The organism is Streptomyces sp. NPDC039609 (assembly GCF_055596705.1).
In genome coordinates this window covers 106,371-126,244 of the sequence record NZ_JBVIUJ010000012.1, presented here as the reverse complement: position 1 = coordinate 126,244, position 19,874 = coordinate 106,371, and the positions used below count along the sequence as shown (strand labels likewise).

Annotated in this window: 22 protein-coding genes; 10 read left to right on the top strand and 12 right to left on the bottom strand. The window is 71.9% G+C overall.

Annotated elements, in window-relative coordinates:
- Positions 1 to 22 precede the first annotated feature (22 nt).
- Together ACZ561_RS31030 and ACZ561_RS31025 are read left to right on the top strand one after the other, a co-directional pair.
- Positions 23 to 1,162: a magnesium and cobalt transport protein CorA gene (locus tag ACZ561_RS31030; protein WP_471001279.1), complete on the top strand. Its 1,140-nt coding sequence runs from the start codon at positions 23 to 25 to the stop codon at positions 1,160 to 1,162.
- A gap of 36 nt (positions 1,163 to 1,198) precedes the next feature.
- The gene (locus tag ACZ561_RS31025) at positions 1,199 to 1,708 is read left to right on the top strand and encodes a hypothetical protein (RefSeq protein WP_471001276.1); all 510 of its coding nucleotides are present in this window, start codon (positions 1,199 to 1,201) and stop codon (positions 1,706 to 1,708) included.
- A 36-nt stretch (positions 1,709 to 1,744) separates the two neighbouring features.
- Here the strand turns inward: ACZ561_RS31025 and ACZ561_RS31020 are convergent, their stop codons facing one another.
- Positions 1,745 to 2,548: a hypothetical protein gene (locus ACZ561_RS31020; protein WP_471001273.1), complete on the bottom strand. Its 804-nt coding sequence runs from the start codon at positions 2,546 to 2,548 to the stop codon at positions 1,745 to 1,747.
- A 184-nt stretch (positions 2,549 to 2,732) separates the two neighbouring features.
- Between ACZ561_RS31020 and ACZ561_RS31015 the strand changes: the two genes are divergently transcribed.
- From ACZ561_RS31015 to ACZ561_RS31005, 3 genes are read left to right on the top strand one after another with little or no spacing between them, the layout of a single operon-like run.
- A complete protein-coding gene (locus ACZ561_RS31015) occupies positions 2,733 to 4,007 on the top strand; it encodes a magnesium transporter MgtE N-terminal domain-containing protein (protein WP_471001507.1) in 1,275 nt (424 codons plus the stop codon).
- Positions 3,997 to 4,584 carry a DUF1003 domain-containing protein gene (locus ACZ561_RS31010; protein WP_471001270.1) on the top strand — a complete coding sequence of 196 codons (588 nt, stop codon included), beginning with the start codon at positions 3,997 to 3,999 and terminating at the stop codon, positions 4,582 to 4,584. Before ACZ561_RS31015 ends, ACZ561_RS31010 begins: the two co-directional genes overlap by 11 nt.
- 43 nt (positions 4,585 to 4,627) lie before the next feature.
- Positions 4,628 to 5,761 (top strand): Mrp/NBP35 family ATP-binding protein, encoded by a 1,134-nt coding sequence (locus tag ACZ561_RS31005; RefSeq protein WP_329116351.1) that lies wholly within the window; start codon positions 4,628 to 4,630, stop codon positions 5,759 to 5,761.
- Between the two features lie 84 nt (positions 5,762 to 5,845).
- Here ACZ561_RS31005 and ACZ561_RS31000 read toward each other — a convergent pair whose 3' ends face one another.
- The 5 genes from ACZ561_RS31000 to sigE all read right to left on the bottom strand — a co-directional run bounded on the left by ACZ561_RS31000 (position 5,846) and on the right by sigE (position 10,737).
- On the bottom strand, positions 5,846 to 6,472 hold the full coding sequence (locus ACZ561_RS31000) for a hypothetical protein (protein WP_471001267.1): 627 nt from the start codon (positions 6,470 to 6,472) through the stop codon (positions 5,846 to 5,848).
- 93 nt (positions 6,473 to 6,565) lie between these two features.
- Entirely contained in the window at positions 6,566 to 7,006 is a 441-nt protein-coding gene (locus ACZ561_RS30995; RefSeq protein ID WP_471001264.1) for a sec-independent translocase, read from the bottom strand.
- Between the two features lie 91 nt (positions 7,007 to 7,097).
- Positions 7,098 to 8,939 (bottom strand): S1C family serine protease, encoded by a 1,842-nt coding sequence (locus ACZ561_RS30990; RefSeq protein ID WP_471001261.1) that lies wholly within the window; start codon positions 8,937 to 8,939, stop codon positions 7,098 to 7,100.
- Between the two features lie 77 nt (positions 8,940 to 9,016).
- Positions 9,017 to 9,982: an anti-sigma factor family protein gene (locus ACZ561_RS30985; protein WP_471001258.1), complete on the bottom strand. Its 966-nt coding sequence runs from the start codon at positions 9,980 to 9,982 to the stop codon at positions 9,017 to 9,019.
- Positions 9,979 to 10,737, bottom strand: a complete 759-nt coding sequence (gene sigE / locus ACZ561_RS30980; protein ID WP_362363844.1) for an RNA polymerase sigma factor SigE — start codon at positions 10,735 to 10,737, stop codon at positions 9,979 to 9,981. Before sigE ends, ACZ561_RS30985 begins: the two co-directional genes overlap by 4 nt.
- Before the next feature lie 141 nt (positions 10,738 to 10,878).
- Between sigE and ACZ561_RS30975 the strand changes: the two genes are divergently transcribed.
- Positions 10,879 to 11,544, top strand: a complete 666-nt coding sequence (locus tag ACZ561_RS30975) for an O-methyltransferase (RefSeq protein ID WP_376444622.1) — start codon at positions 10,879 to 10,881, stop codon at positions 11,542 to 11,544.
- A gap of 104 nt (positions 11,545 to 11,648) precedes the next feature.
- On the opposite strand, the gene ACZ561_RS30970 is transcribed toward ACZ561_RS30975, so the two are convergent.
- Entirely contained in the window at positions 11,649 to 11,816 is a 168-nt protein-coding gene (locus ACZ561_RS30970; RefSeq protein ID WP_006346801.1) for a DUF3117 domain-containing protein, read from the bottom strand.
- A gap of 366 nt (positions 11,817 to 12,182) precedes the next feature.
- On the opposite strand from ACZ561_RS30970, the gene chcB reads away from it, so the two are divergent.
- Entirely contained in the window at positions 12,183 to 12,986 is an 804-nt protein-coding gene (chcB, locus tag ACZ561_RS30965) for a 2-cyclohexenylcarbonyl CoA isomerase (RefSeq protein ID WP_471001255.1), read from the top strand.
- Between the two features lie 24 nt (positions 12,987 to 13,010).
- On the opposite strand, the gene ACZ561_RS30960 is transcribed toward chcB, so the two are convergent.
- Complete coding sequence (locus ACZ561_RS30960; protein ID WP_376444602.1) at positions 13,011 to 13,595, bottom strand: DNA-3-methyladenine glycosylase I; 585 nt, start codon at positions 13,593 to 13,595, stop codon at positions 13,011 to 13,013.
- Positions 13,592 to 13,930, bottom strand: coding sequence for a hypothetical protein (locus ACZ561_RS30955; RefSeq protein ID WP_471001251.1), 339 nt, complete (start codon positions 13,928 to 13,930; stop codon positions 13,592 to 13,594). The genes ACZ561_RS30960 and ACZ561_RS30955 overlap by 4 nt, the downstream gene beginning before the upstream one ends.
- A 104-nt stretch (positions 13,931 to 14,034) precedes the next feature.
- Here ACZ561_RS30955 and folP point away from each other — a divergent pair, with 104 nt between their 5' ends.
- Positions 14,035 to 14,895, top strand: a complete 861-nt coding sequence (gene folP / locus ACZ561_RS30950; protein WP_376444608.1) for a dihydropteroate synthase — start codon at positions 14,035 to 14,037, stop codon at positions 14,893 to 14,895.
- 209 nt (positions 14,896 to 15,104) lie between these two features.
- Here the strand turns inward: folP and ACZ561_RS30945 are convergent, their stop codons facing one another.
- Together ACZ561_RS30945 and dapE are read right to left on the bottom strand one after the other, a co-directional pair.
- Complete coding sequence (locus tag ACZ561_RS30945; protein ID WP_376444611.1) at positions 15,105 to 15,854, bottom strand: LOG family protein; 750 nt, start codon at positions 15,852 to 15,854, stop codon at positions 15,105 to 15,107.
- 84 nt (positions 15,855 to 15,938) lie between these two features.
- Positions 15,939 to 17,021 carry a succinyl-diaminopimelate desuccinylase gene (dapE, locus tag ACZ561_RS30940; protein ID WP_329116375.1) on the bottom strand — a complete coding sequence of 361 codons (1,083 nt, stop codon included), beginning with the start codon at positions 17,019 to 17,021 and terminating at the stop codon, positions 15,939 to 15,941.
- Between the two features lie 29 nt (positions 17,022 to 17,050).
- Between dapE and ACZ561_RS30935 the strand changes: the two genes are divergently transcribed.
- The gene (locus ACZ561_RS30935; protein WP_471001246.1) at positions 17,051 to 17,995 is read left to right on the top strand and encodes a VldE C-terminal domain-containing protein; all 945 of its coding nucleotides are present in this window, start codon (positions 17,051 to 17,053) and stop codon (positions 17,993 to 17,995) included.
- Between the two features lie 282 nt (positions 17,996 to 18,277).
- A complete protein-coding gene (locus ACZ561_RS30930; protein WP_471001243.1) occupies positions 18,278 to 18,685 on the top strand; it encodes an ATP-binding protein in 408 nt (135 codons plus the stop codon).
- Positions 18,686 to 18,766: 81 nt separating this feature from the next.
- On the opposite strand, the gene dapC is transcribed toward ACZ561_RS30930, so the two are convergent.
- Positions 18,767 to 19,864 carry a succinyldiaminopimelate transaminase gene (dapC, locus tag ACZ561_RS30925; protein WP_471001240.1) on the bottom strand — a complete coding sequence of 366 codons (1,098 nt, stop codon included), beginning with the start codon at positions 19,862 to 19,864 and terminating at the stop codon, positions 18,767 to 18,769.
- Between the last annotated feature and the right edge of the window lie 10 nt (positions 19,865 to 19,874).

Here is a 19,874-nt window from a genome sequence, read left to right as displayed (position 1 = left end):
TCTCCGTGAAGGAGCATGCCAAATGTCGATGATCCGTGACCTCCGTGCCGCGGTCCGCCCCTCCCTGCGCCCCTCGCTGCGCAAGGGCGGCTCCACCCTCGCCTCCCCGTACGCGAACTACGACGCCACCCGCGACCCCTCCGCCTCCAGCGCCGTCGTCGACTGCGCCGTCTACCGCGACGGCCGTCGCATCGACGACCGTGCCTGCCTGACGCCGCGCGGCGCGATGCGCCAGGTACGGGAGAGCGGCGGCTTCGCCTGGATCGGTCTGCACGAGCCGACCGAGTCCGAATTCGCGGGTATCGCCGCCGAGTTCGGGCTCCACCCGCTCGCCGTCGAGGACGCCGTCCACGCCCACCAGCGGCCCAAGCTGGAGCGGTACGACGACACCCTCTTCACCGTCTTCAAGACGATCCACTACGTCGAGCACGCCGAGCTCACCGCGACCAGCGAGGTCGTCGAGACCGGCGAGGTGATGTGCTTCACCGGCCCCGACTTCGTCATCACCGTCCGGCACGGCGGCCAGGGCTCCCTGCGCAACCTGCGCCACCGCCTCCAGGGCGAGCCCGAACTGCTCGCCAAAGGTCCTTCGGCCGTCCTCCACGCCATCGCCGACCATGTCGTCGACGGCTACATCGCGGTCGCCGACGCGGTCGAGCTCGACATCGACCAGATCGAGATCGACGTCTTCTCCCCGCCGGCCAAGGGCTCCACACGCGGCACCGACACCGGCCGGATCTACCAGCTCAAGCGCGAGGTACTGGAGTTCAAGCGGGCCGTCACCCCGCTGCTGCGCCCGATGCAGCTGCTGAGCGAGCGCCCGATGCGGCTGGTCGACCCCGACATCCAGAAGTACTTCCGTGATGTCGCCGACCACCTCGCACGCGTCCAGGAGCAGGTCGTCGGCTTCGACGAGCTCCTCAACTCGATCCTCCAGGCCAACCTGGCCCAGGCGACCGTCACGCAGAACGAGGACATGCGCAAGATCACCTCCTGGGCGGCCATCATCGCCGTGCCGACGGCGGTCTGCGGCGTGTACGGCATGAACTTCGATCACATGCCCGAGCTGGAGTGGAAGTACGGGTACCCGATGGTGCTCGTCGGCATCGCCGCGGCCTGCTTCGCCATCCACCGCACCCTGAAGCGCAACGGCTGGCTCTAGGCGGCGCACCGGCCGGCACTGGATAGGCTGCGGGGCATGACAGACACGCTGCTCGGCCTCGCCCTCGTCGAGGAGGCCACCAAGAAGTCCGGCCTCATCTGGGTTCGGGGCGACGCCCCCGCGGCCCGGGCGCTGTGGCACGTCTGGCACGAGGGCGCGGCGCACGTCGTGGGCGACGGCCCCGGCGAGCAGCCGCTCCCCGGCCTCGTCGCGGGCGCGACGGCCGAGGTCACGGTCCGCAGCAAGGACAAGGGTGGCCGGATCGTCGCCTGGACGGCGGCGGTGACCGAACTGGCTCCGGGTACGGAGGAGTGGGACGCCGCGGTCGCCGAGCTGAAGGGCAAGCGCCTGAACGCGACGGACGGCGAGGCGATGCCGGACCGGTGGGCGCGCGAGTGCCGCGTGCTGCGACTCACTCCGCAGGACTCCACCACGGAGCTTCCCGACGGGTCCCTGGCGGCGGTTCCGCAGCCGTCGGAGGCCACGACGCGGCGCCCGGTTCCGGCGGCGCTTCCCCGCCTGCTGCTGAAGCGCCGCAGGCGCTGACCCGAAACAGGCCCGGCCGGCCCGACGGCCGGCCCTTCACGTACGCGGCAGCTGCTTGCCGTAGTCCAGGGTCTGGTCCTTCGACGGCTCCTCCAGCGGGAAGTCCTTGTCCCACTCGGACAGCACCACCACCCCCGCACCGCCGCCGCGCGCGAACTGGAGCGGGAACGGAGTCCCCTCCAGCGCGACGTCCAGCGTGCCGCCCTCGCCGTCCTCGCCGCCCTTGACCTTGACCGTGCGGATGCCGCCGATCTTGTCGCGGTCGCCCTTGACGACGTCGCCGTGCAGCCCGATGAGCCCGTCGAGGAGCAGATCCATGTCGGTGAAGCCGCGCAGCTGCTTGTACGAGGGGTCGTCCTGCGGCACCTTCACGTACTTGTCGTCGAGCTTGTCGGCGGCCTCGCTGTCCGACTCGTCCGGCTCCTCGGACGCCGATCCTCCGGACGCCGCGCCGCCGTTCGCCTTGCCGTCGGACGCCCCCCCGTCGTGCGCCCAGAAGCCGGCGTCGGCCTTCAGATAGAGCGCCTCGCCGATCCGCAGCAGCTCGAACGTGCTGTTCTTCGTCGTCACCGAGCCGCTCGCGCCGTCCTGCTTGAGCCGCATGTTCAGCTTGTACGTGCCGCCCTTGCTGACCAGGGTCCCGGCCAGTCGCACCGCCTTCGCCGCATCGGCCGCCGACTGCGCCTTCTGCTCGATGGCGGTCGCCTCCAGCTTCCCGACCCCGTTCGTCCCCTCGTCCGGATCCGATGCGCAGGCGGTGAGACCCGCCACGAGCCCGGCGCAGAGCGCCAAGGGCAGGACGGCCCGGCGGATGCGCGATGCAGTGGGGAGTGCGGTCACCTGCGCTGCCTCTCGAATGTCGTCGGTGGGGGGACGGCAGACCGCAGCGTACCCGGGACGGGAGCCGGCCCCGCAGGCAGCCGTACGGGCGCTCTTCCGGGGCGCCGCGGAAGGGCACGGGCTAGCCTGAACCCGGCATATCTCGGCAATGACCGAATCGTGCGACATCGAGGAGGCGCGTGGCATGGTGGCAGGCGCCCCCCGGGTCTTCGTCTCGCATATCGCCGGTGTCCCCGTGTTCGACCCCAACGGCGACCAGGTCGGCCGGGTCAGCGACCTCGTGGCCATGCTCCGGGTGGGCGGCCGCCGGCCGCCCCGGCTGCTCGGCATGGTCGTCGAGGTCCTCAGCCGCCGGCGGGTCTTCGTCCCCATGACCCGGATCACGGGCGTCGAGTCCGGCCAGGTCATCACCACGGGCGTGGTCAACATGCGCCGCTTCGAGCAGCGCCCCACCGAACGGCTCGTCCTCGGCGAACTCCTCGACCGCCGGGTGCGGCTCGTGGAGACGGACGAGGAGGTCACCGTCCTTGACGTGGCCATCCAGCAGCTGCCGGCCCGCCGCGACTGGGAGATCGACAAGGTCTTCGTACGGCGCGGCAAGCCCGGCGCGCTGCGCCGCAAGGGCGAGACGCTGACCGTGGAGTGGTCGGCCGTCACCGGCTTCTCGCTGGAGGAGGAGGGCCAGGGCGCCGAGAACCTGGTCGCCACCTTCGAGCGGCTGCGCCCCGCCGACCTGGCCAACGTGCTGCACCACCTCTCCCCCAAGCGGCGGGCCGAGGTCGCCGCCGCCCTCGACGACGACCGGCTCGCCGACGTGCTGGAGGAGCTGCCGGAGGACGACCAGGTCGAGATCCTCGGCAAGCTGAAGGAAGAACGCGCCGCCGACGTCCTGGAGGCGATGGACCCGGACGACGCCGCCGACCTGCTCTCCGAACTGCCGGAGGAGGACAAGGAACGGCTGCTGACCCTGATGCGGCCCGACGACGCCGCCGACGTGCGCCGGCTCCTGGCGTACGAGGAGCGGACCGCCGGCGGTCTGATGACGACCGAGCCGATCGTGCTGCGGCCCGACGCCACGGTCGCGGACGCACTGGCCCGCGTACGGCAGCAGGACCTGTCCCCCGCGCTCGCCGCGCAGGTGTACGTGTGCCGGCCGCCGGACGAGACTCCGACGGGCAAGTACCTGGGCACGGTGCACTTCCAGCGGCTGCTGCGCGACCCGCCGTTCACGCTCGTCAGCTCGCTCGTCGACAGCGATCTGCCGCCGCTCGCCCCGGACACCCCGCTGCCCGCCGTCACCAGCTACCTCGCCGCGTACAACATGGTCGCGGCGCCGGTGGTGGACGAGAGCGGGTCGCTGCTCGGCGCGGTCACCGTCGACGACGTACTCGACCACCTGCTGCCGGAGGACTGGCGGGAGACGGAGTTCCACGGGGAGGGGGCCGCGCATGGGAGCTGAGCGCGCGCAGGAGCGGGAGAGGGAGCGGGAGCGGGAACGGGAACGGACCCTGCCCCGGATCCGGCTCGATCTCCCGCGCGAGCGGCGGTCCAGGCTGCTGCCGGAGTACGACCCGGAGGCCTTCGGCCGGCTCTCGGAGCGGATCGCCCGCTTCCTGGGAACCGGACGCTTCCTCGTCTGGATGACCCTGACGATCGTCGTCTGGGTGCTGTGGAACATCTTCGCGCCGACGCAGCTGAGGTTCGACGAGTACCCGTTCATCTTCCTGACGCTGGTCCTGTCGCTCCAGGCCTCGTACGCGGCCCCGCTGATCCTCCTCGCCCAGAACCGGCAGGACGACCGGGACCGGGTCAACCTCGAGCAGGACAGGAAGCAGAACGAGCGGTCGATCGCGGACACCGAGTTCCTGACGCGGGAGATCGCCGGGCTGCGGATGGGGCTCGGCGAGGTGGCGACCCGGGACTGGATCCGTTCGGAGCTCCAGGACCTGATCAAGGAGATGGAGGAGCGCCGGGACGGCCACCGGGATCTATTCCCTCCGGGCGGCGATCCCCGAAGTGACGTACCCGACCGCTGACGGGCTTTCCGGGGCCGGTGGTCCGCGCCGTACCATCGTCGGTATGGCTACGGAAGACGCGGTGCGCGAAGCACTGGCGACGGTGAACGACCCCGAGATCAACAAACCGATCACCGAGCTCGGCATGGTCAAATCGGTGGAGATCGGATCCGACGGCAGGGTCGCCGTCACGGTCTATCTCACCGTCTCCGGCTGCCCGATGCGCGACACGATCACCCAGCGCGTCACCGACGCGGTCTCGCGGGTCGAGGGCGTCTCCGGCGTCGACGTCACGCTCGACGTGATGAGCGACGAACAGCGCAAGGAGCTGGCCGCGGCGCTGCGCGGCACGACGGCCGAACGTGAGGTCCCGTTCGCCAAGCCCGGCTCGCTGACCCGCGTGTACGCGGTCGCCTCCGGCAAGGGCGGCGTCGGCAAGTCCTCCGTGACCGTGAACCTCGCGGCGGCGATGGCCGCCGACGGCCTGAAGGTCGGCGTCGTCGACGCCGACATCTACGGCCACTCGGTGCCCCGGATGCTGGGCGCGGACGGCCGTCCGACCCAGGTCGAGAACATGATCATGCCGCCGTCCGCGAACGGCGTGAAGGTCATCTCCATCGGCATGTTCACCCCGGGCAACGCCCCGGTCGTGTGGCGCGGCCCGATGCTCCACCGCGCCCTCCAGCAGTTCCTCGCGGACGTGTACTGGGGCGACCTGGACGTGCTGCTGCTCGACCTGCCCCCGGGCACGGGCGACATCGCGATCTCGGTGGCGCAGCTGGTGCCGAACGCCGAGATCCTCGTCGTGACGACCCCGCAGCAGGCGGCGGCCGAGGTCGCCGAGCGGGCCGGCTCGATCGCCGTCCAGACCCATCAGAAGATCGTCGGTGTCGTCGAGAACATGGCGGGCCTGCCGTGCCCGCACTGCGACGAGATGGTGGACGTCTTCGGCACGGGCGGCGGCCAGAAGGTCGCGGACGGCCTGACGAAGACCACGGGCGCGACGGTCCCTGTCCTCGGGTCCATCCCGATCGACGTCCGCCTGCGCGAGGGCGGCGACGAGGGCAAGCCGGTCGTCCTGACCGACCCGGACTCCCCCGCGGGCTCGGCCCTGCGCGCCATCGCCGGCAAGCTCGGCGGCCGCGCCAGGGGCCTGTCGGGAATGAGCCTGGGAATCACCCCGCGCAACAAGTTCTAGAACGCGGCGGCCCGCAGGGCCCGCGCAGCGACGAAGGGGCACCCCGGTCGGGGTGCCCCTTCGTCGTGTCTGCGCGCCTCGCGCCTACGCGTACGCGTTCAGGTCCTCGACCCCCGAGAACCCCAGCCCGTACGCGCTCATGCCCCTGCCGTACGCCCCGATGTGCACCTCACCCGCAGACCCGGCCAGCACCCACCCGAACTCCGACTCCCGGTAGTGGAACGGCACGGGCACCCCGTCCACCGGCAGCGACAGCGTCGACCACTCCGGCCCCGTCAGGTCGTCCGCCAGCTCGAAGGCCGTCTCCGTCTGCTGGTCCAGCCAGTCGTTCCGCAGCGCGTGGTCCAGCTGCGCCGGCCAGGTGTACGCGAGGAGCCCCGAGCCGGCCAGCCACGCGGCCGAGGCGACCGTGGTGGCGTCCAGGACCCCCGTACCGTCGGCAGAGCGCCGCACCGGGTTCGCCGCGACCGTCACGACGACCGCGAAGCGCTCCTTCTCGACCCCGCTCGCGTCGGACTTTATGGACGGCTCGTCCCCGTGGCCCATCGACCCGTGCTGGACGGTCCCGTCGGCCGCCGTGCCGACCTGCATCAGCCAGCGCGGCCCCGTGAACGCCTCGTCAAGTCCGTACCAGGTGAAGGGTGCGCGCAGAAAGCCTTCGACCGTGCGCCGGGCAGCGGGCACTCCCTCCACCCGACTCGTCGTCTCCATCTCGGCCGCCTCCTCGATCCGTTGTGCCCGCGTCGGCGGACAACAGATGGAGGATAGCCACCGGTGTGTGCCCGGTGGTGTCAGCCCAGGTGGTCAGGTCGCGTCGGAGTCGTACGGCGGCCGCTCACCGGCGCCCGGCTTGTCCTGCTTCTTCAGCAGGTCCGGTGAACCGTTGACGGCGGCCGGAACGGACGGGGTCTCCGTCTCGCGGCCGTGCACCGCGTCGGCGACCTCGTTCATCTCCTTCTTGAGGTCGAAGCTGCTGCGCAGCTCCTTCAGCTCCTTGAAGTCCTCGTTGCCGTCGAGCTGCTTGCGCAGGAACGTCTTCGGGTTGAGGTCCTCGAACTCGAAGTCCTTGAACTCGGGCCCCAGCTCGGTGCGGATGTCGGCCTTCGCGCTCTCCGAGAATTCGCGAATCTTTCGGATGAAGCGCGAGACGTCCTGGATGACCTTCGGCAGCTTGTCCGGGCCGAAAACGAGCACAGCGAGGACCACGAGCGTCACGAGCTCGAGTATGCCTAGGTCGTTGAACACCTTGCTGCTCCTTACACGGGGTTCGGGGCCCGCTCCACGGTACCCGCCGAAGCTGCCGGGCGGGTACCTTGCGGTGTCTCCCACATGGCGCTCAGTCGCCCTGGGAGGAACCGAGCGTCAACGTCTTGGTCTGCTCCTTGCCACCGCGGAGCAGCGTCAGCTCCAGCCGGTCCCCCGGGCGGTGGGCGCGGATCTTGACGATCAACTCCTCGCCGCTGTGGACCCGCTGGCCGTCGACCTTGGTGATCACGTCGCCGGGGCGGATGCCGGCCTTGGCGGCCGGGCCGCCGGGGGTGACGGCGGCGGAGCCGTCCTTGCCCTTCTCGCCGACGCGGGCGCCGTCGCCGTTGAACTGCATGTCGAGGCTCACACCGATGACGGGGTGGGTGGCCTTCCCGGTGTTGATCAGCTCCTCGGCGACCCGCTTGCCCTGGTTGATCGGGATGGCGAAGCCCAGGCCGATGGAGCCGGACTGGCCGCTCTCGCCGCCCTCGCCGCCTCCGGCGGCGCGGATGGCGCTGTTGATCCCGATGACCCGGGCCTTGGAGTCGACCAGCGGGCCGCCCGAATTGCCCGGGTTTATCGGCGCATCGGTCTGGAGCGCGTCGACATAGCTGACGTCGCTGCCGTCGCCCTTCTCGCCGCCGGCCGTGATGGGCCGCTCCTTGGCGCTGATGATGCCGGAGGTGACGGTGTTCTGGAGGTCGAAGGGGGCGCCGATGGCGACGACCGGGTCGCCGACCCGCACGTTGTCGGAATTGCCCAGCGGCAGCGGCTTGAGCCCCGAGACTCCGGTGACCTTGACGACGGCGAGGTCGTAGCCGCTGTCCTTTCCGACCAGCTTGGCGCTCGCGGTCTCACCGCTGCTGAAGGTGACCGAGATGTCCCCGGAGGAGGAGGCCGCGTCGACGACGTGGTTGTTGGTCAGGATGTGGCCCTGGGTGTCCAGGACGAAGCCGGTACCGGTGCCCGAGGCGCCACCACCGCTGACGTGGAGGGTGACCACGCTGGGCAGGGCACTGGCGGCGATCCCGGCGACGCTGTCGGGGGCGCGGCCGGAGTCCTCGGGGCCGGCCTGGGGCAGCTCGATCGTGCTGATGCCCCCGTTGCGCTCGACATAGGCGCCGACCGCGCCGCCGAGAACGCCCGTGATCATGGCGAAGACCAGTGCGCCCGTGAGCGCGAGCCCGCGCCGGGATCGCCGCCGCTTCGCGGGCGGCTCCGCGCCGATGGTCAGCGGGACGAGCGGGGTGCCTGCGGCCCCGGGGGCACCCCAGGGGTCGTACTGCACCCACTGCGCGGGCTGCTGGGGCGTCGGGGCGGCCTGCTGCGGCATCGGCTGCGGTGCGGGTGCCGGTTGGGGCGCCGTGTGCGGGGCGTGCTGGGGCGCGGGCTGCGGAGGTACGGGGACCCCTTGGGCCGGAGTCGCCACCGGCCGCTGCACGGGCGGGGCGGGCGCCCAGGGGCCGGGCCCGCCGTAGGGCGGGGTCCGGTACTCGTCGGGCTCGTGCAGAGGCTGCGGCGCGGCGCCCGGCTCCGGAACCGTCTCCGCCCCGGACTCCGGGACCGCGGCAAGGACCGGGACGGGCCCGGGAACGGGGGACGGGACCTGGTCGGCGCCATGCTCCGGGGCCACAGCCCGGCCCGGGACGGCAACCTGCTCGTGGCCCGAGCCCGAGCCCTGGACCTCGTCCGAGACCGGGACCTGCTCCTGGTCCGGGACCTGGTTCGGCGCGGGCACCCCGTCGGCGGGCGGCTCGGGGGCCGTGGGGAGCTCCGTAGCCGCGGGTGCGGCGAGCGTGAAGTCCCCCTCGTCCGCGGCCGGCGGCTCCGGTATCTCCCCCGCACCGCCCCCGGGGTGCCCCCCGGCCGACGGCGTCGTGGGCCGGCTCCACCACTTCGGCTTCTGGCCGGTGGGCTTCCCGTCGTTCATGCTCTCCCCGCAACAGCTGGCCTGACCGCGCCCGCCTGCGTCGGGCACTCGTGACCTGGATTCAACCAGGTCCCGGGTCAGCGTTGGGAGGTGAGCGGGATCGTCGACGAGCCGGAGGCCGCCGACGTGGACGGGGCCGGGTTGACGGTCGGGCCGCCGAGCGTGTTGAGCCCGGACGTGAACGCCAGGTGCAGCGCCGGTCCCGTCGGCCGTATGAACGGCGAGAGGGCCAGCAGCGACGGCGGAGCCTGGTCCTGGAGCCGGCCGGTCACCGCGGGGGTCACCTCACCGGGCACCAGCGGTCCGGGCGCCACGACCCCGGGCGTCGACAGGGGCGCGCCGACCGGGCCGGTCGACGAGTCCGTGACGGACCGCTCTCCCGAGCGCCCGCCGCGACCCGTGGCTGCGCCCATGTTCGTACCCGCGCCGTTGCCCGAGTTCGAGCCGGTGCCACCGCCCGAGGCGGCTGCCCGCAGCGGGGTCACGGTGTTGCCCGTGCCCTCGCCGCGCGCGCCGACGTTCACCGAGGACTCCAGCGGCAGGGCGCCGCCGAGCGCGATGGCCGCGAACGAGACCGCGCTGGCCGCCGCGATGCCGAACCGCCGCCCGCGCCAGGGCGAACGGTCCTGGTCGGGACGGCCGACCGCGTGGATACGGAAGCCGGAGTGCGGGGAGACGACGGCCGTGGCGAAGCCGTCGGACTTCACCCCGCCGGCGCCGCCGGACCCACCGGGTCCGCCCAGGCCGAAGAGTTCGCCGAAGGGTCCCCGGCGACCGTCGTCGCCCCCCGGGTCACCAGGGCCCCCGGGCAGCCCCTGGAGACGGGCGAGAAGGCCCTCCGAGGGCGGAGGGGGTGCGGTGGAGGCGAAGACGCTCTTCAGCGTGCGCTGGGCGTCGGCCTCCGCCTTGCATTTGGGACAGGTCGCGAGGTGCGCGAGGACCCGCTCGCGGGCGTCGTGGCCGAGCTCCCCGTCGACCAGCGCCGCGAGCCGGTCCCCGAGGTGCTGCTCCGCGGGGGTCGGTCCGGCAGGACGTGTGTTCACGCCGTACCGCCCTCCCAGCCGACGGTGGCCAGCGCGCGCTCCGCCCGAGCCTCGGGGGAACGGTGCTTCAGCGCCTTGCGCAGGTGGGAGCGCCCGCGGTGGATCCGGCTGCGGACCGTGCCGAGCTTCACGCCGAGCGTTGCGGCGATCTCCTCGTACGAGAGTCCTTCGATGTCACAGAGGACGACCGCGGCCCGGAACTCGGGCGCGAGGGTGTCGAGAGCCTGCTGGACGTCGGCGTCGAAGTGCGTGTCGTTGAACGCCTGCTGCGGGGAGGGCTCGCGGCTGGGCAGCCGCTCGGCCGCGTCGTCGGCGAGCGCGTCGAAACGGATCCGCTGCTTGCGGCGGACCATGTCGAGGAAGAGGTTGGTGGTGATGCGGTGCAGCCAGCCCTCGAAGGTGCCCGGTGTGTACGTCGACAGTGAGCGGAAGACGCGGACGAAGACCTCCTGCGTGAGGTCCTCGGCGTCGTGCTGGTTGCCGGTCAGCCGGTAGGCGAGGCGATAGACCCGGCCACTGTGCGTGCTGACGATCTCCTCCCAGGTGGGCGGAGTCCACGCCTGCGATTCCGCATCCGATGCGAAGGTCGCGGTGGTGGGAGCGGAGTCGGCGGTGTGGATTCGGTCAGCGGTGTCGGTCACGGATTTCGGCTCACCCGCCGACCTGAGAAGACGCCGAAGCACTCCTCCCCGATCCACAGGCGCAGCCGCACCTCCCCTGTCGGCTCTGGTGGTGTCCAGTGGAGCCCCTACCATAGCCACCTCGCCCGTTAGCTCCGGATAAGAATCTTTACGCGAATTTGGGGGCCGGGTGGGCCGGCGCTCCGTATCGCTCCCGCCTCCTCAGAACGCGCGGTCCCATCTGCGGGTTCCCGCGTGCAGCGGATACAGTCACCGTTGCGCCAACTACGGGGACAGGAGAGGGCCATTACCGCCAACCGGCAGACGAGCTGGGCGTTCGCCGACGCCTTTGTCGCCGAGGACGAAGCGCTGCACTGGGCCCGTGACCGGGCCCGGGAGGCAGGGCTGCCCTCGGTGTCTCCGGGCACCGGCGCCGCTCTGCGCCTGCTGGCGGCCACGGCGGGCGCGAAAGCGGTGGCCGAAATCGGTACGGGCACGGGGGTGTCCGGGATCTACCTGCTGCACGGAATGCGGCCGGACGGGGTCCTGACGACGGTGGACCTGGAGCCGGAGCGTCAGCAGTTCGCGAAGACGGCCTTCCGGGCGGCGGGCTTCGCCGGGAACCGGGCGCGTTTCATCCCGGGCCGGGCACTGGACGTCCTGCCGCGACTCGCGGACGGCGGGTACGACCTCGTCTTCTGCGACGGCGACCGGCTGGAGTGCCTGGACTACCTCGCTGAATCGTTGCGCCTGCTGCGACCCGGGGGTTTGGTCTGCTTCGAGGGAGTCTTCGCGGACGGCCGTACGGTCGACTCCGCGGCCCAGCCGGCGGAGGTGCTGCGGGTGCGCGAGCTGCTGCGTGCGGTCCGCGAGAGCCAGGAGCTGCTGCCGTCCCTGCTGCCGGTCGGCGACGGCCTGTTGTGCGCGGTGCGACGGGGCTGAGGCCCCTCAGTGCCGCTGGACGCGCGACCCGCCCCCGACACACTCCTGCCCCGGCGCGGTGGGTACCGTGCCGGGGCAGGAGCGGACAATCCTGGCTTGTCGCGTCAGCCGACTACCTGCTTCAGGGCGTCGCCGAGTGCTTCGGCCTCGTCCGGGGTCAGCTCGACGACAAGCCGACCGCCGCCTTCGAGCGGAACCCGCATGACAATGCCCCGCCCCTCCTTGGTCACCTCGAGCGGGCCGTCGCCCGTCCGCGGCTTCATGGCCGCCATGCTTGTTCCCCTTCCTGAAACCAGCTCTTCGTCAGCCGACGGCCCCTGATCGGGAGCACACGTCACCGGCATCGAACACATTGCTTCCAGGTCATTATCCCGCATCACAGGACCCGATGACCAACATCAGGTTGCATCGCTTCTGCAACGCGCTTCCGCAAAACCGCCCTTTTCGGCGATCAGCCTGCGATACTGCGCCGCCACCCCGCCGCTCCTCCCGTGTCGGTCTTTGACGCAGCTCACATGTGCGGGGTGCGTGATCTCCGACATCCTGGGGGTTCTCCCGGACGAGATCCGGGGGTGGGGGTCCCCCCGGACGAAGTCCGGGGGGAGGTCAGGACGCAAAAGACGCGAAGGGAAGCCCCGATGGCCGACACCGTTCTGTACGAAGTGAGCGACGGACTCGCCACGATCACGCTCAACCGGCCCGAGGCCATGAACGCGATGAACGTCGAGGCGAAGGTCGCCCTGCGGGACGCGGTGGAGGCGGCCGCGGCGGACACCGCCGTACGAGCCGTGCTGCTGACGGCGGCGGGCGACCGGGCGTTCTGCGTGGGTCAGGACCTGAAGGAGCACGTAGGTCTGCTGATGTCGGACAAGGAGTCCGGGTCGCAGCACACGATGAACACCGTCCGGGACCACTACAACCCGATCGTCACGGCGCTGACCGGCATGAAGAAGCCCGTGGTGGCGGGCGTCAACGGGGTCGCGGCGGGGGCCGGCTTCGGCTTCGCGCTGGCGGCGGACTACCGGGTCGTCGCCGACACCGCCGCGTTCAACACCTCCTTCGCGGGTGTCGCGCTCACCGCCGACTCCGGCATGTCGTGGACGCTGCCCCGGCTGATCGGCGCGAGCCGCGCCTCGGACCTGCTGCTCTTCCCGCGCTCGATCAGCGCCCAGGAGGCGTACGAGCTCGGCATCGTGAACAAGCTGGTCCCGGCCGCCGACCTCGCGCAGGAGGCCCTGAAGGTCGCCCGCACCCTGGCCGAGGGCCCGACCGTGGCGTACGCGGCGCTGAAGGCGTCGCTGGCGTACGGGGCGGACCGCTCGCTCACGGAGGCGCTGGAGAAGGAGGACGAGCTCCAGACGGCGGCGGGCGCGTCGGAGGACCACACGATCGCGGTCCAGGCGTTCCTGGCGAAGGAGAAGCCGCGGTACGTGGGCCGGTGACACCGGGCGTGGCCCGGGTCGCCGTCAGCGGCCGCCCCGGGCCACGCACCCCTTCAGGTGGTCGTCGACGAGGCCGCAGGCCTGCATCAGGGCGTACGCCGTCGTCGGGCCGATGAACCGCAGCCCGCGCTTCTTCAGGGCCTTGGCCAGGGCCGTCGACTCGTCCGTCACGGCCGGGACGTCGGCGAGGGTCAGCGGGGCCGGCCGGGTCGCCCGATCCGGGGCGTACGACCAGATCAGGGCGTCGAGCTCGCCGGGAGACCAGGTCGCCAGCGTCTTCGCGTTCGCCAGGGTCGCGTCGATCTTCGCCCGGTTCCGGATGATGCCCTCGTCCACGAGGAGCCGCTCGCGGTCCGCCTCGCCGAACTCCGCCACCGATGCGATCTTGAAGTCGGCGAAGGCCCGCCGGAAGCCCTCACGGCGGCGCAGGATCGTGATCCAGGAGAGACCCGACTGGAACGCCTCCAGGCACAGCCGCTCGAACAGCGCGTCGTCGCCGTGGACCGGGCGTCCCCACTCCTCGTCGTGGTACGCCACGTAGTCCTCGGTCGACAGGCCCCAGGGGCAGCGCGGTCGGCCGTCGGGGCCGGGGATCGCCTCGCCGCTCACCGGTCCTCGTCGTTCTTCCGCAGCGAGGGGCCCGCCCCGCCGTGCCCGCCGGCCAGCGCCGCCTGCAGCTCCGCGATCCGCGCGTCCCGCTCGGCGAGCTCGGCGCCCAGGCGGCCCAGGACGTCGTCCACGTCCGCCATGCGGTAGCCCCGCGCGGTCACCGGCAGCCGGAGCGCCTCGATGTCGGCGCGGTCGACCGGCCGGGTCGCCGGCAGGGGGTCGACCAGCTGCTCCGGTGCCACCTCGGGCAGCACCTCGCTGTCGCCGCCGCCGACCACCGCCAGGGTGACCGCAGCGACGACCACGACCATCGCGATCAGCAAGAACCAGAACACCAGCGCGCCTCTCCCCGGAGTGGAAAACGTCCCACCGCCGATCGTGCCATGCGCCACCGACAGTTAGGGTCGCAGGCGAACGGACGCGAGGGAGGACAAAAGGGATGCTGCGCTTGGGACGGCGTGAATTCGGGCCGCACGAGCCGGTGATCATGGCGATCGTCAACCGGACCCCCGATTCCTTCTACGACCAGGGCGCCACCTTCCGCGACGAGCCGGCCCTCGCCCGCGTGGAGCAGGCGGTCGCCGAGGGCGCCGCCATCATCGACATCGGCGGGGTGAAGGCGGGCCCCGGCGAGGAGGTCACGGCGGAGGAGGAGGCGCGCCGCACGGTCGGCTTCGTCGCCGAGGTACGGCGTCGGCATCCGGACGTCGTCATCAGCGTCGACACCTGGCGGGCCGATGTCGGCGAGGCCGTCTGCGAGGCCGGTGCGGATGTCCTCAACGACGCGTGGGGCGGGGTGGACCCGCGGCTCGCGGAGGTCGCCGCCCGGTACGGCGCCGGGCTCGTCTGCACCCACGCGGGCGGCGCGGAGCCGCGGACCCGGCCGCACCGGATCGAGTACGAGGACGTGATGGCCGACATCCTGCGGGTGACCGTGGGTCTCGCGGAGCGGGCGGTCGAGCTGGGCGTACGGCGGGACGGGATCATGATCGACCCGGGGCACGACTTCGGGAAGAACACCCGTCACAGCCTGGAGGCGACCCGGCGGCTCGGCGAGATGACGGAGACGGGGTGGCCGGTGCTGGTGTCCCTGTCCAACAAGGACTTCGTGGGCGAGACGCTGGACCGGCCGGTGAAGGAGCGGGTGCTGGGCACGTTGGCGACGACGGCGGTGTCGGCGTGGCTGGGCGCACAGGTGTACCGGGTGCACGAGGTCGCCGAGACGCGGCAGGTCCTGGACATGGTGGCGACCATCGCGGGGCACCGCGCCCCCGCTGTCGCCCGGCGGGGGCTGGCGTAGGCGCGGGGCGCCCGGCGCCCCGCGCACGGCGCCTACGGAGTGTCCGCAAAGTATCGCCGTCCGCCCGCAGGGCGGGGGTCCGCGGCGTCCGGTGCGTGCGATCGCAAGGCGGCCGGAAGCCCTCGTAGCGGAGCTACTTGGGCTTGTGGCCAACGCAGCGAGCGGGCGTGCCGGGCGCCGCGGACCAGGCGAGACCTTGCGGACACGACCTAGCGGCCCGTCTCCTTCGTCACCAGGGCGACCGCCTCGTCCACGTCGTCCGTCACGTGAAAGAGCAGCAGGTCCCGCTCCGAGGCCTTGCCGCCCGCGACGACCGAGTCACGGAGCCAGTCGACGAGGCCCTTCCAGTACTCCGTACCGAAGAGCACGATCGGGAAGCGGGTCACCTTGCGCGTCTGGACCAGGGTGAGCGCCTCGAAGAGCTCGTCCAGGGTGCCGAGGCCGCCCGGGAGGACCACGAAGCCCTGCGCGTACTTCACGAACATCGTCTTGCGGACGAAGAAGTAGCGGAAGTTCACGCCGATGTCGACGTGCGGGTTGAGCCCCTGCTCGAAGGGGAGCTCGATGCCCAGGCCCACCGAGATGCCCTTGGCCTCCCGCGCGCCCTTGTTCGCGGCCTCCATGGCGCCCGGGCCGCCGCCCGTGATCACCGCGAAGCCCGCGTCGACCAGCGCGCGGCCGAGCCGCACACCGGCCTCGTACTCGGGCGAGTCCGGCTTCGTACGGGCCGAGCCGAAGACGCTGATCGCGCTCGGCAGTTCGGCGAGCGCGCCGAAGCCCTCGACGAACTCGGACTGGATGCGCATGACCCGCCAGGGGTCGGTGTGCACCCACTCCGAGTCGCCCTCGGTGTCCAGCAGACGCTGATCCGTGGTGCCCGGCTGGACCTGCTCGCGGCGCCTGAGCACCGGTCCCTGCCGCTGCTCGTCCGGCTTCTGCGCTCCCTCGGGGATACCCATGGCCTGCTCCCTCCACCGATCCACTGATCTTCTGGTTCGGTCAGGGTAGGTCCACAGACGTGACAAAAAGCGAAATTACGTCTGTCAGGCAGTGAGCCAGTCGCGGAGCCGGTCCTCGCACTGGACGATCCGGTCCACGACGACGTGCTCGTCGACCTTGTGGGCGTAGATCGGGTCACCGGGGCCGTAGTTGACCGCGGGGACGCCGAGCGCGCTGAAGCGGGCCACGTCGGTCCAGCCGAACTTGGGCAGCGCGGCGCCGCCGACCGCCTTCATGAACTCGGCCGCGGCCGGGTGCGAAAGGCCCGGCAGGGCGCCGCCGCTGTGGTCGTCGATCACGAACTCGGCGACCCCGCAGTCCGCGAAGACCTCGCGGACGTGCGCCTCGGCCTCGGCCTGGGTGAGGTCGGGGGCGTAGCGGTAGTTGACGACAACCGTGCAGGCGTCGGGGATGACGTTGTTGGCGACGCCGCCCTCGATCCGTACGGCGTTGAGGCCCTCGTGGTACTCCAGGCCGTCGATGACCGGCTTGCGGGGCTCGTACGCGGCGAGGCGGGCCAGGATCGGGGCCGCCGCGTGGATGGCGTTGGAGCCCATCCAGGAGCGCGCGGAGTGGGCGCGCTCGCCCTCCGTACGCAGGAAGACCCGCAGGGTGCCCTGACAGCCGCCCTCGACCTCGGCGTTCGAGCCCTCCAGGAGGATCGCGAAATCGCCCTCAAGCCAGTCGGGGTGCGCCTCGGCGACCTTCCCGAGGCCGTTGAGGTGGGCGGCGACCTCCTCGTTGTCGTAGAAGACGAACGTGAGGTCGCGGTTGGGCTCGGGGACGGTGGCGGCGATCCGGAGCTGGACGGCGACACCCGACTTCATGTCGGTGGTGCCGCAGCCCCACAGGATGCCGTTCTCGTCGAGGCGCGAGGGCACGTTGCCCGCGATCGGGACGGTGTCGATGTGGCCGGCCAGAATGACCCGCTCGGCGTGGCCGAGCCGGGTGCGGGCCACGACATTGTTGCCGTACCGGTCGACGGTGAGGTGCGGCAGGGCGCGCAGGGCCTGCTCGATCGCGTCGGCGAGCGGCTTCTCTGTCCCGCTGACGGAGGGGAAGTCGACGAGCGCGGCGGTGAGCGCCGGACCGTCCAGCGTGAGGTCGAGGGGAGCATTGTCAGCCATGTGCCGACCCTAACCCGGCCTCCAGTACGGTGGGCCCCGTGTCCGAGTCCATCCGTCCCTCCCGCAGCTCCCGAAAAGGCCGTCCTGCCAGGTTCACGGCCGCGTTCGCCGTGCTCCTCGGTCTGGCCGCCTATCTGGCCGTGCACCAGGTCACGGGCCCCAAGGGCGTTCCGGGCTGCACCGTGGGCAGTGGCGAGAACTCGTACGAGTTCTCGTCGGAGCAGGCGTCGAACGCCGCCACCATCTCCGCCGTGGGCACCACCCGCCGGATGCCGGAGCGCGCGGTCACGATCGCGCTGGCGACGGCACTCCAGGAGTCCGCGCTGCGCAACATCCAGCACGGCGACCGGGATTCGCTCGGCCTGTTCCAGCAGCGCCCGTCCATGGGCTGGGGAACGCCGGAGCAGATCATGGATCCGGTGTACTCCTCGGGGAAGTTCTACGAAGGTCTCGCGAAGGTTCCGGGCTATTCGCGGCTCCCGCTGACCGTGGCGGCGCAGAAGGTGCAGCGCAGCGGTTTCCCCCAGGCGTACGCGAAGCACGAGCCGGACGCGGCGCTGCTTTCGGCGGCGCTGACCGGCCGCTCGGCCGCGTCCTTGAACTGCACGACGAGCCCGGCGAAGAACGGGCAACCGGCGGATCCGGCGAAGGTGCGTACGGAGCTGGTGCGGGCCTTCGGCGAGAAGGCCGCCCCGAAGGCGACGGCCGGCGGCGCGGGCAGCGCGGGACGCTCCGGGGCGAACGTCGGCGAGGCTCCCGCCGTGCTCTCCGTGCCCGTCCTCGCGACCACCGGCACGGACGCACAGCGGGGCTGGGAGCTCGCCCACTGGGCGGTGGCGCGGGCGGACGACCTGCGGATCGCGGAGGTCGCGTACGCGGGCAAGGTCTGGCGCGCGGACAACGCCTCGGGAGCATGGATGAAGACGAACGACGGCGACAGCGGCGGCACGGTTCGCATCCGGCTCGCGAAGTAGCCGAACGCCCCACCGGGCACCCGTACGGGAAGTCACCCGACCGAGCTATTCGCCGAATGCCGGGCCGCTCGCCACCCCGCACCGCACTCCCTCACGCCCATTCCCTTGCCGGGCAAGGGCAGTGACGGTTCAGCAGGCGCGGGATCCTCGGACGCGTTCGTCCGCTTTCCTCCCACCTGATAATGCGATGCATTGCGCAGCCTTTACCTTCGACCGCCGAAACCTCCCTCCCCCGCCTCGGTTGTCACGGAGTCAGAACGTCCTCTCCGTCGAAGGAGCACCATGTCCCTCCCCCTGACCCGTCGGATCGCCCGCGCCGCACTCCTCGTGGCGGCCGGAGCAGCCCCCGTGGTCGGTGCGGCCGGGTCCGCGAGCGCCCTGGACCACAGCATCGCGCCCACCGGAGCCCTCTCCGGAATCTCCAGCCTGGACCCCGCCGGTCTCGGCAACGCCGTCGACGGCGCCTCGCAGTCCGCCACCGGCGTGGTCGGCAACACCGGCAGCGAGGCCGTCGGCAAGGCCGTCCCGAGCGCGCAGAAGGTCGCGGGCGACACCGCGGGCAACGCGGGCGAGGTCCTCGGAGACGCCGCCGGCGGCGTCTCCGAGCACGCCCCGTCGGCGGGCGGCCTCGGCCAGACCCTGCCGACCGGCGGTGTGCCGTCGCTGGGCGGCCTGCCGCTCGGCGGCTGACCCCGTCCGGTTCTCCGGCACCGGTACGGGAGAGGGCCCGGGGAGCATCACGCTCCCCGGGCCCTCTCCCTGTGCGCGGGATCAGCCCAGGCGCTTGGCCGCCGCCTCGACGCGCTCGTCGGACGCGGTGAAGGCCACACGGACGAACCGCTCCCCCGCCACCCCGTAGAAGTCGCCGGGAGCGACCAGGATGCCCTTCTCGGCGAGGTACGCGACCGTCTCCCAGCACGGCTCGTCGCGGGTCGCCCACAGGTAGAGGCTCGCCTCGCTGTACTCGATCCGGAAGCCGTGCGCCTCCAGGGCCGTACGCAGGGCCGTACGCCGGGCCGCGTACCGCTCCCGCTGCTCGGCCACGTGCGTGTCGTCGCCCAGGGCGGCGACCGTCGCGGCCTGCACCGGGGCGGCGGTCATCATGCCGCCGTGCTTGCGGATCTGGAGCAGCTCGCCGAGGACGGCAGCGTCGCCCGCGATGAACGCGGCGCGGTAGCCGGCCAGGTTGGAGCGCTTGGAGAGCGAGTGGACGGCGACGATCCCCTCGTAGCTACCTCCGCAGACGTCCGGGTGCAGGACCGAGACCGGGTCGGCCTCCCAGCCGAGCTCCAGGTAGCACTCGTCGGAGAAGACGAGGATGCCGTGCTCGCGCGCCCAGGCCACGATCCGGGTCAGCTCGTCCTTGCCGAGGACCTTGCCGGTGGGGTTCGAGGGTGAGTTGAGCCAGAGCAACCTGACCGCCGCCGGGTCGAGATCGGCGACCGGGTCGTCGTAGACGACGGGCTCGGCGCCGCAGAGACGCGCGCCGACCTCGTACGTCGGGTACGCGAGCCGCGGGTAGGCGACCTGGTCCCCGGCGCCGAGCCCCAGCTGCGTCGGCAGCCAGGCCACCAGCTCCTTGGAGCCGACGACCGGCAGCACGTTCGTGTGCGCGAAGCCGACCGCGCCCAGGCGCCGCTCGCACCAGCCCGTCAGCGCGTCCCGCAGCTCGGTGGTGCCCCACACCGTGGGATAGCCCGGCGAGTCGGCCGCCGCGACCAGGGCCCGCTGGATCAGCTCCGGCACCGGGTCGACGGGCGTGCCCACGGACAGGTCCACGATGCCGTCCGGGTGGGCGGCCGCCGTCTTCTTGTACGGCTCCAGCTTGTCCCAGGGGAAGACGGGCAGGCGCGAAGAGACTGCGCTCACGAGTTGGCTC

Excerpts from the sequence above, each read along its gene's own strand:
- ACZ561_RS30930 (WP_471001243.1), top strand. The coding sequence starts at position 18,278 with ATGTCCCTCCCCCTGACCCGTCGGATCGCCCGCGCCGCACTCCTCGTG.
- ACZ561_RS31000 (WP_471001267.1), bottom strand. The coding sequence starts at position 6,472 with ATGGAGACGACGAGTCGGGTGGAGGGAGTGCCCGCTGCCCGGCGCACG.
- dapE (WP_329116375.1), bottom strand. The coding sequence starts at position 17,021 with ATGGCTGACAATGCTCCCCTCGACCTCACGCTGGACGGTCCGGCGCTC.
- ACZ561_RS31030 (WP_471001279.1), top strand. The coding sequence starts at position 23 with ATGTCGATGATCCGTGACCTCCGTGCCGCGGTCCGCCCCTCCCTGCGC.
- ACZ561_RS30945 (WP_376444611.1), bottom strand. The coding sequence starts at position 15,854 with ATGGGTATCCCCGAGGGAGCGCAGAAGCCGGACGAGCAGCGGCAGGGA.
- ACZ561_RS31005 (WP_329116351.1), top strand. The coding sequence starts at position 4,628 with ATGGCTACGGAAGACGCGGTGCGCGAAGCACTGGCGACGGTGAACGAC.
- ACZ561_RS31010 (WP_471001270.1), top strand. The coding sequence starts at position 3,997 with ATGGGAGCTGAGCGCGCGCAGGAGCGGGAGAGGGAGCGGGAGCGGGAA.
- sigE (WP_362363844.1), bottom strand. The coding sequence starts at position 10,737 with ATGGTAGGGGCTCCACTGGACACCACCAGAGCCGACAGGGGAGGTGCG.
- chcB (WP_471001255.1), top strand. The coding sequence starts at position 12,183 with ATGGCCGACACCGTTCTGTACGAAGTGAGCGACGGACTCGCCACGATC.
- ACZ561_RS31015 (WP_471001507.1), top strand. The coding sequence starts at position 2,733 with ATGGTGGCAGGCGCCCCCCGGGTCTTCGTCTCGCATATCGCCGGTGTC.
- ACZ561_RS30970 (WP_006346801.1), bottom strand. The coding sequence starts at position 11,816 with ATGGCGGCCATGAAGCCGCGGACGGGCGACGGCCCGCTCGAGGTGACC.
- folP (WP_376444608.1), top strand. The coding sequence starts at position 14,035 with ATGCTGCGCTTGGGACGGCGTGAATTCGGGCCGCACGAGCCGGTGATC.
- ACZ561_RS31025 (WP_471001276.1), top strand. The coding sequence starts at position 1,199 with ATGACAGACACGCTGCTCGGCCTCGCCCTCGTCGAGGAGGCCACCAAG.
- ACZ561_RS30990 (WP_471001261.1), bottom strand. The coding sequence starts at position 8,939 with ATGAACGACGGGAAGCCCACCGGCCAGAAGCCGAAGTGGTGGAGCCGG.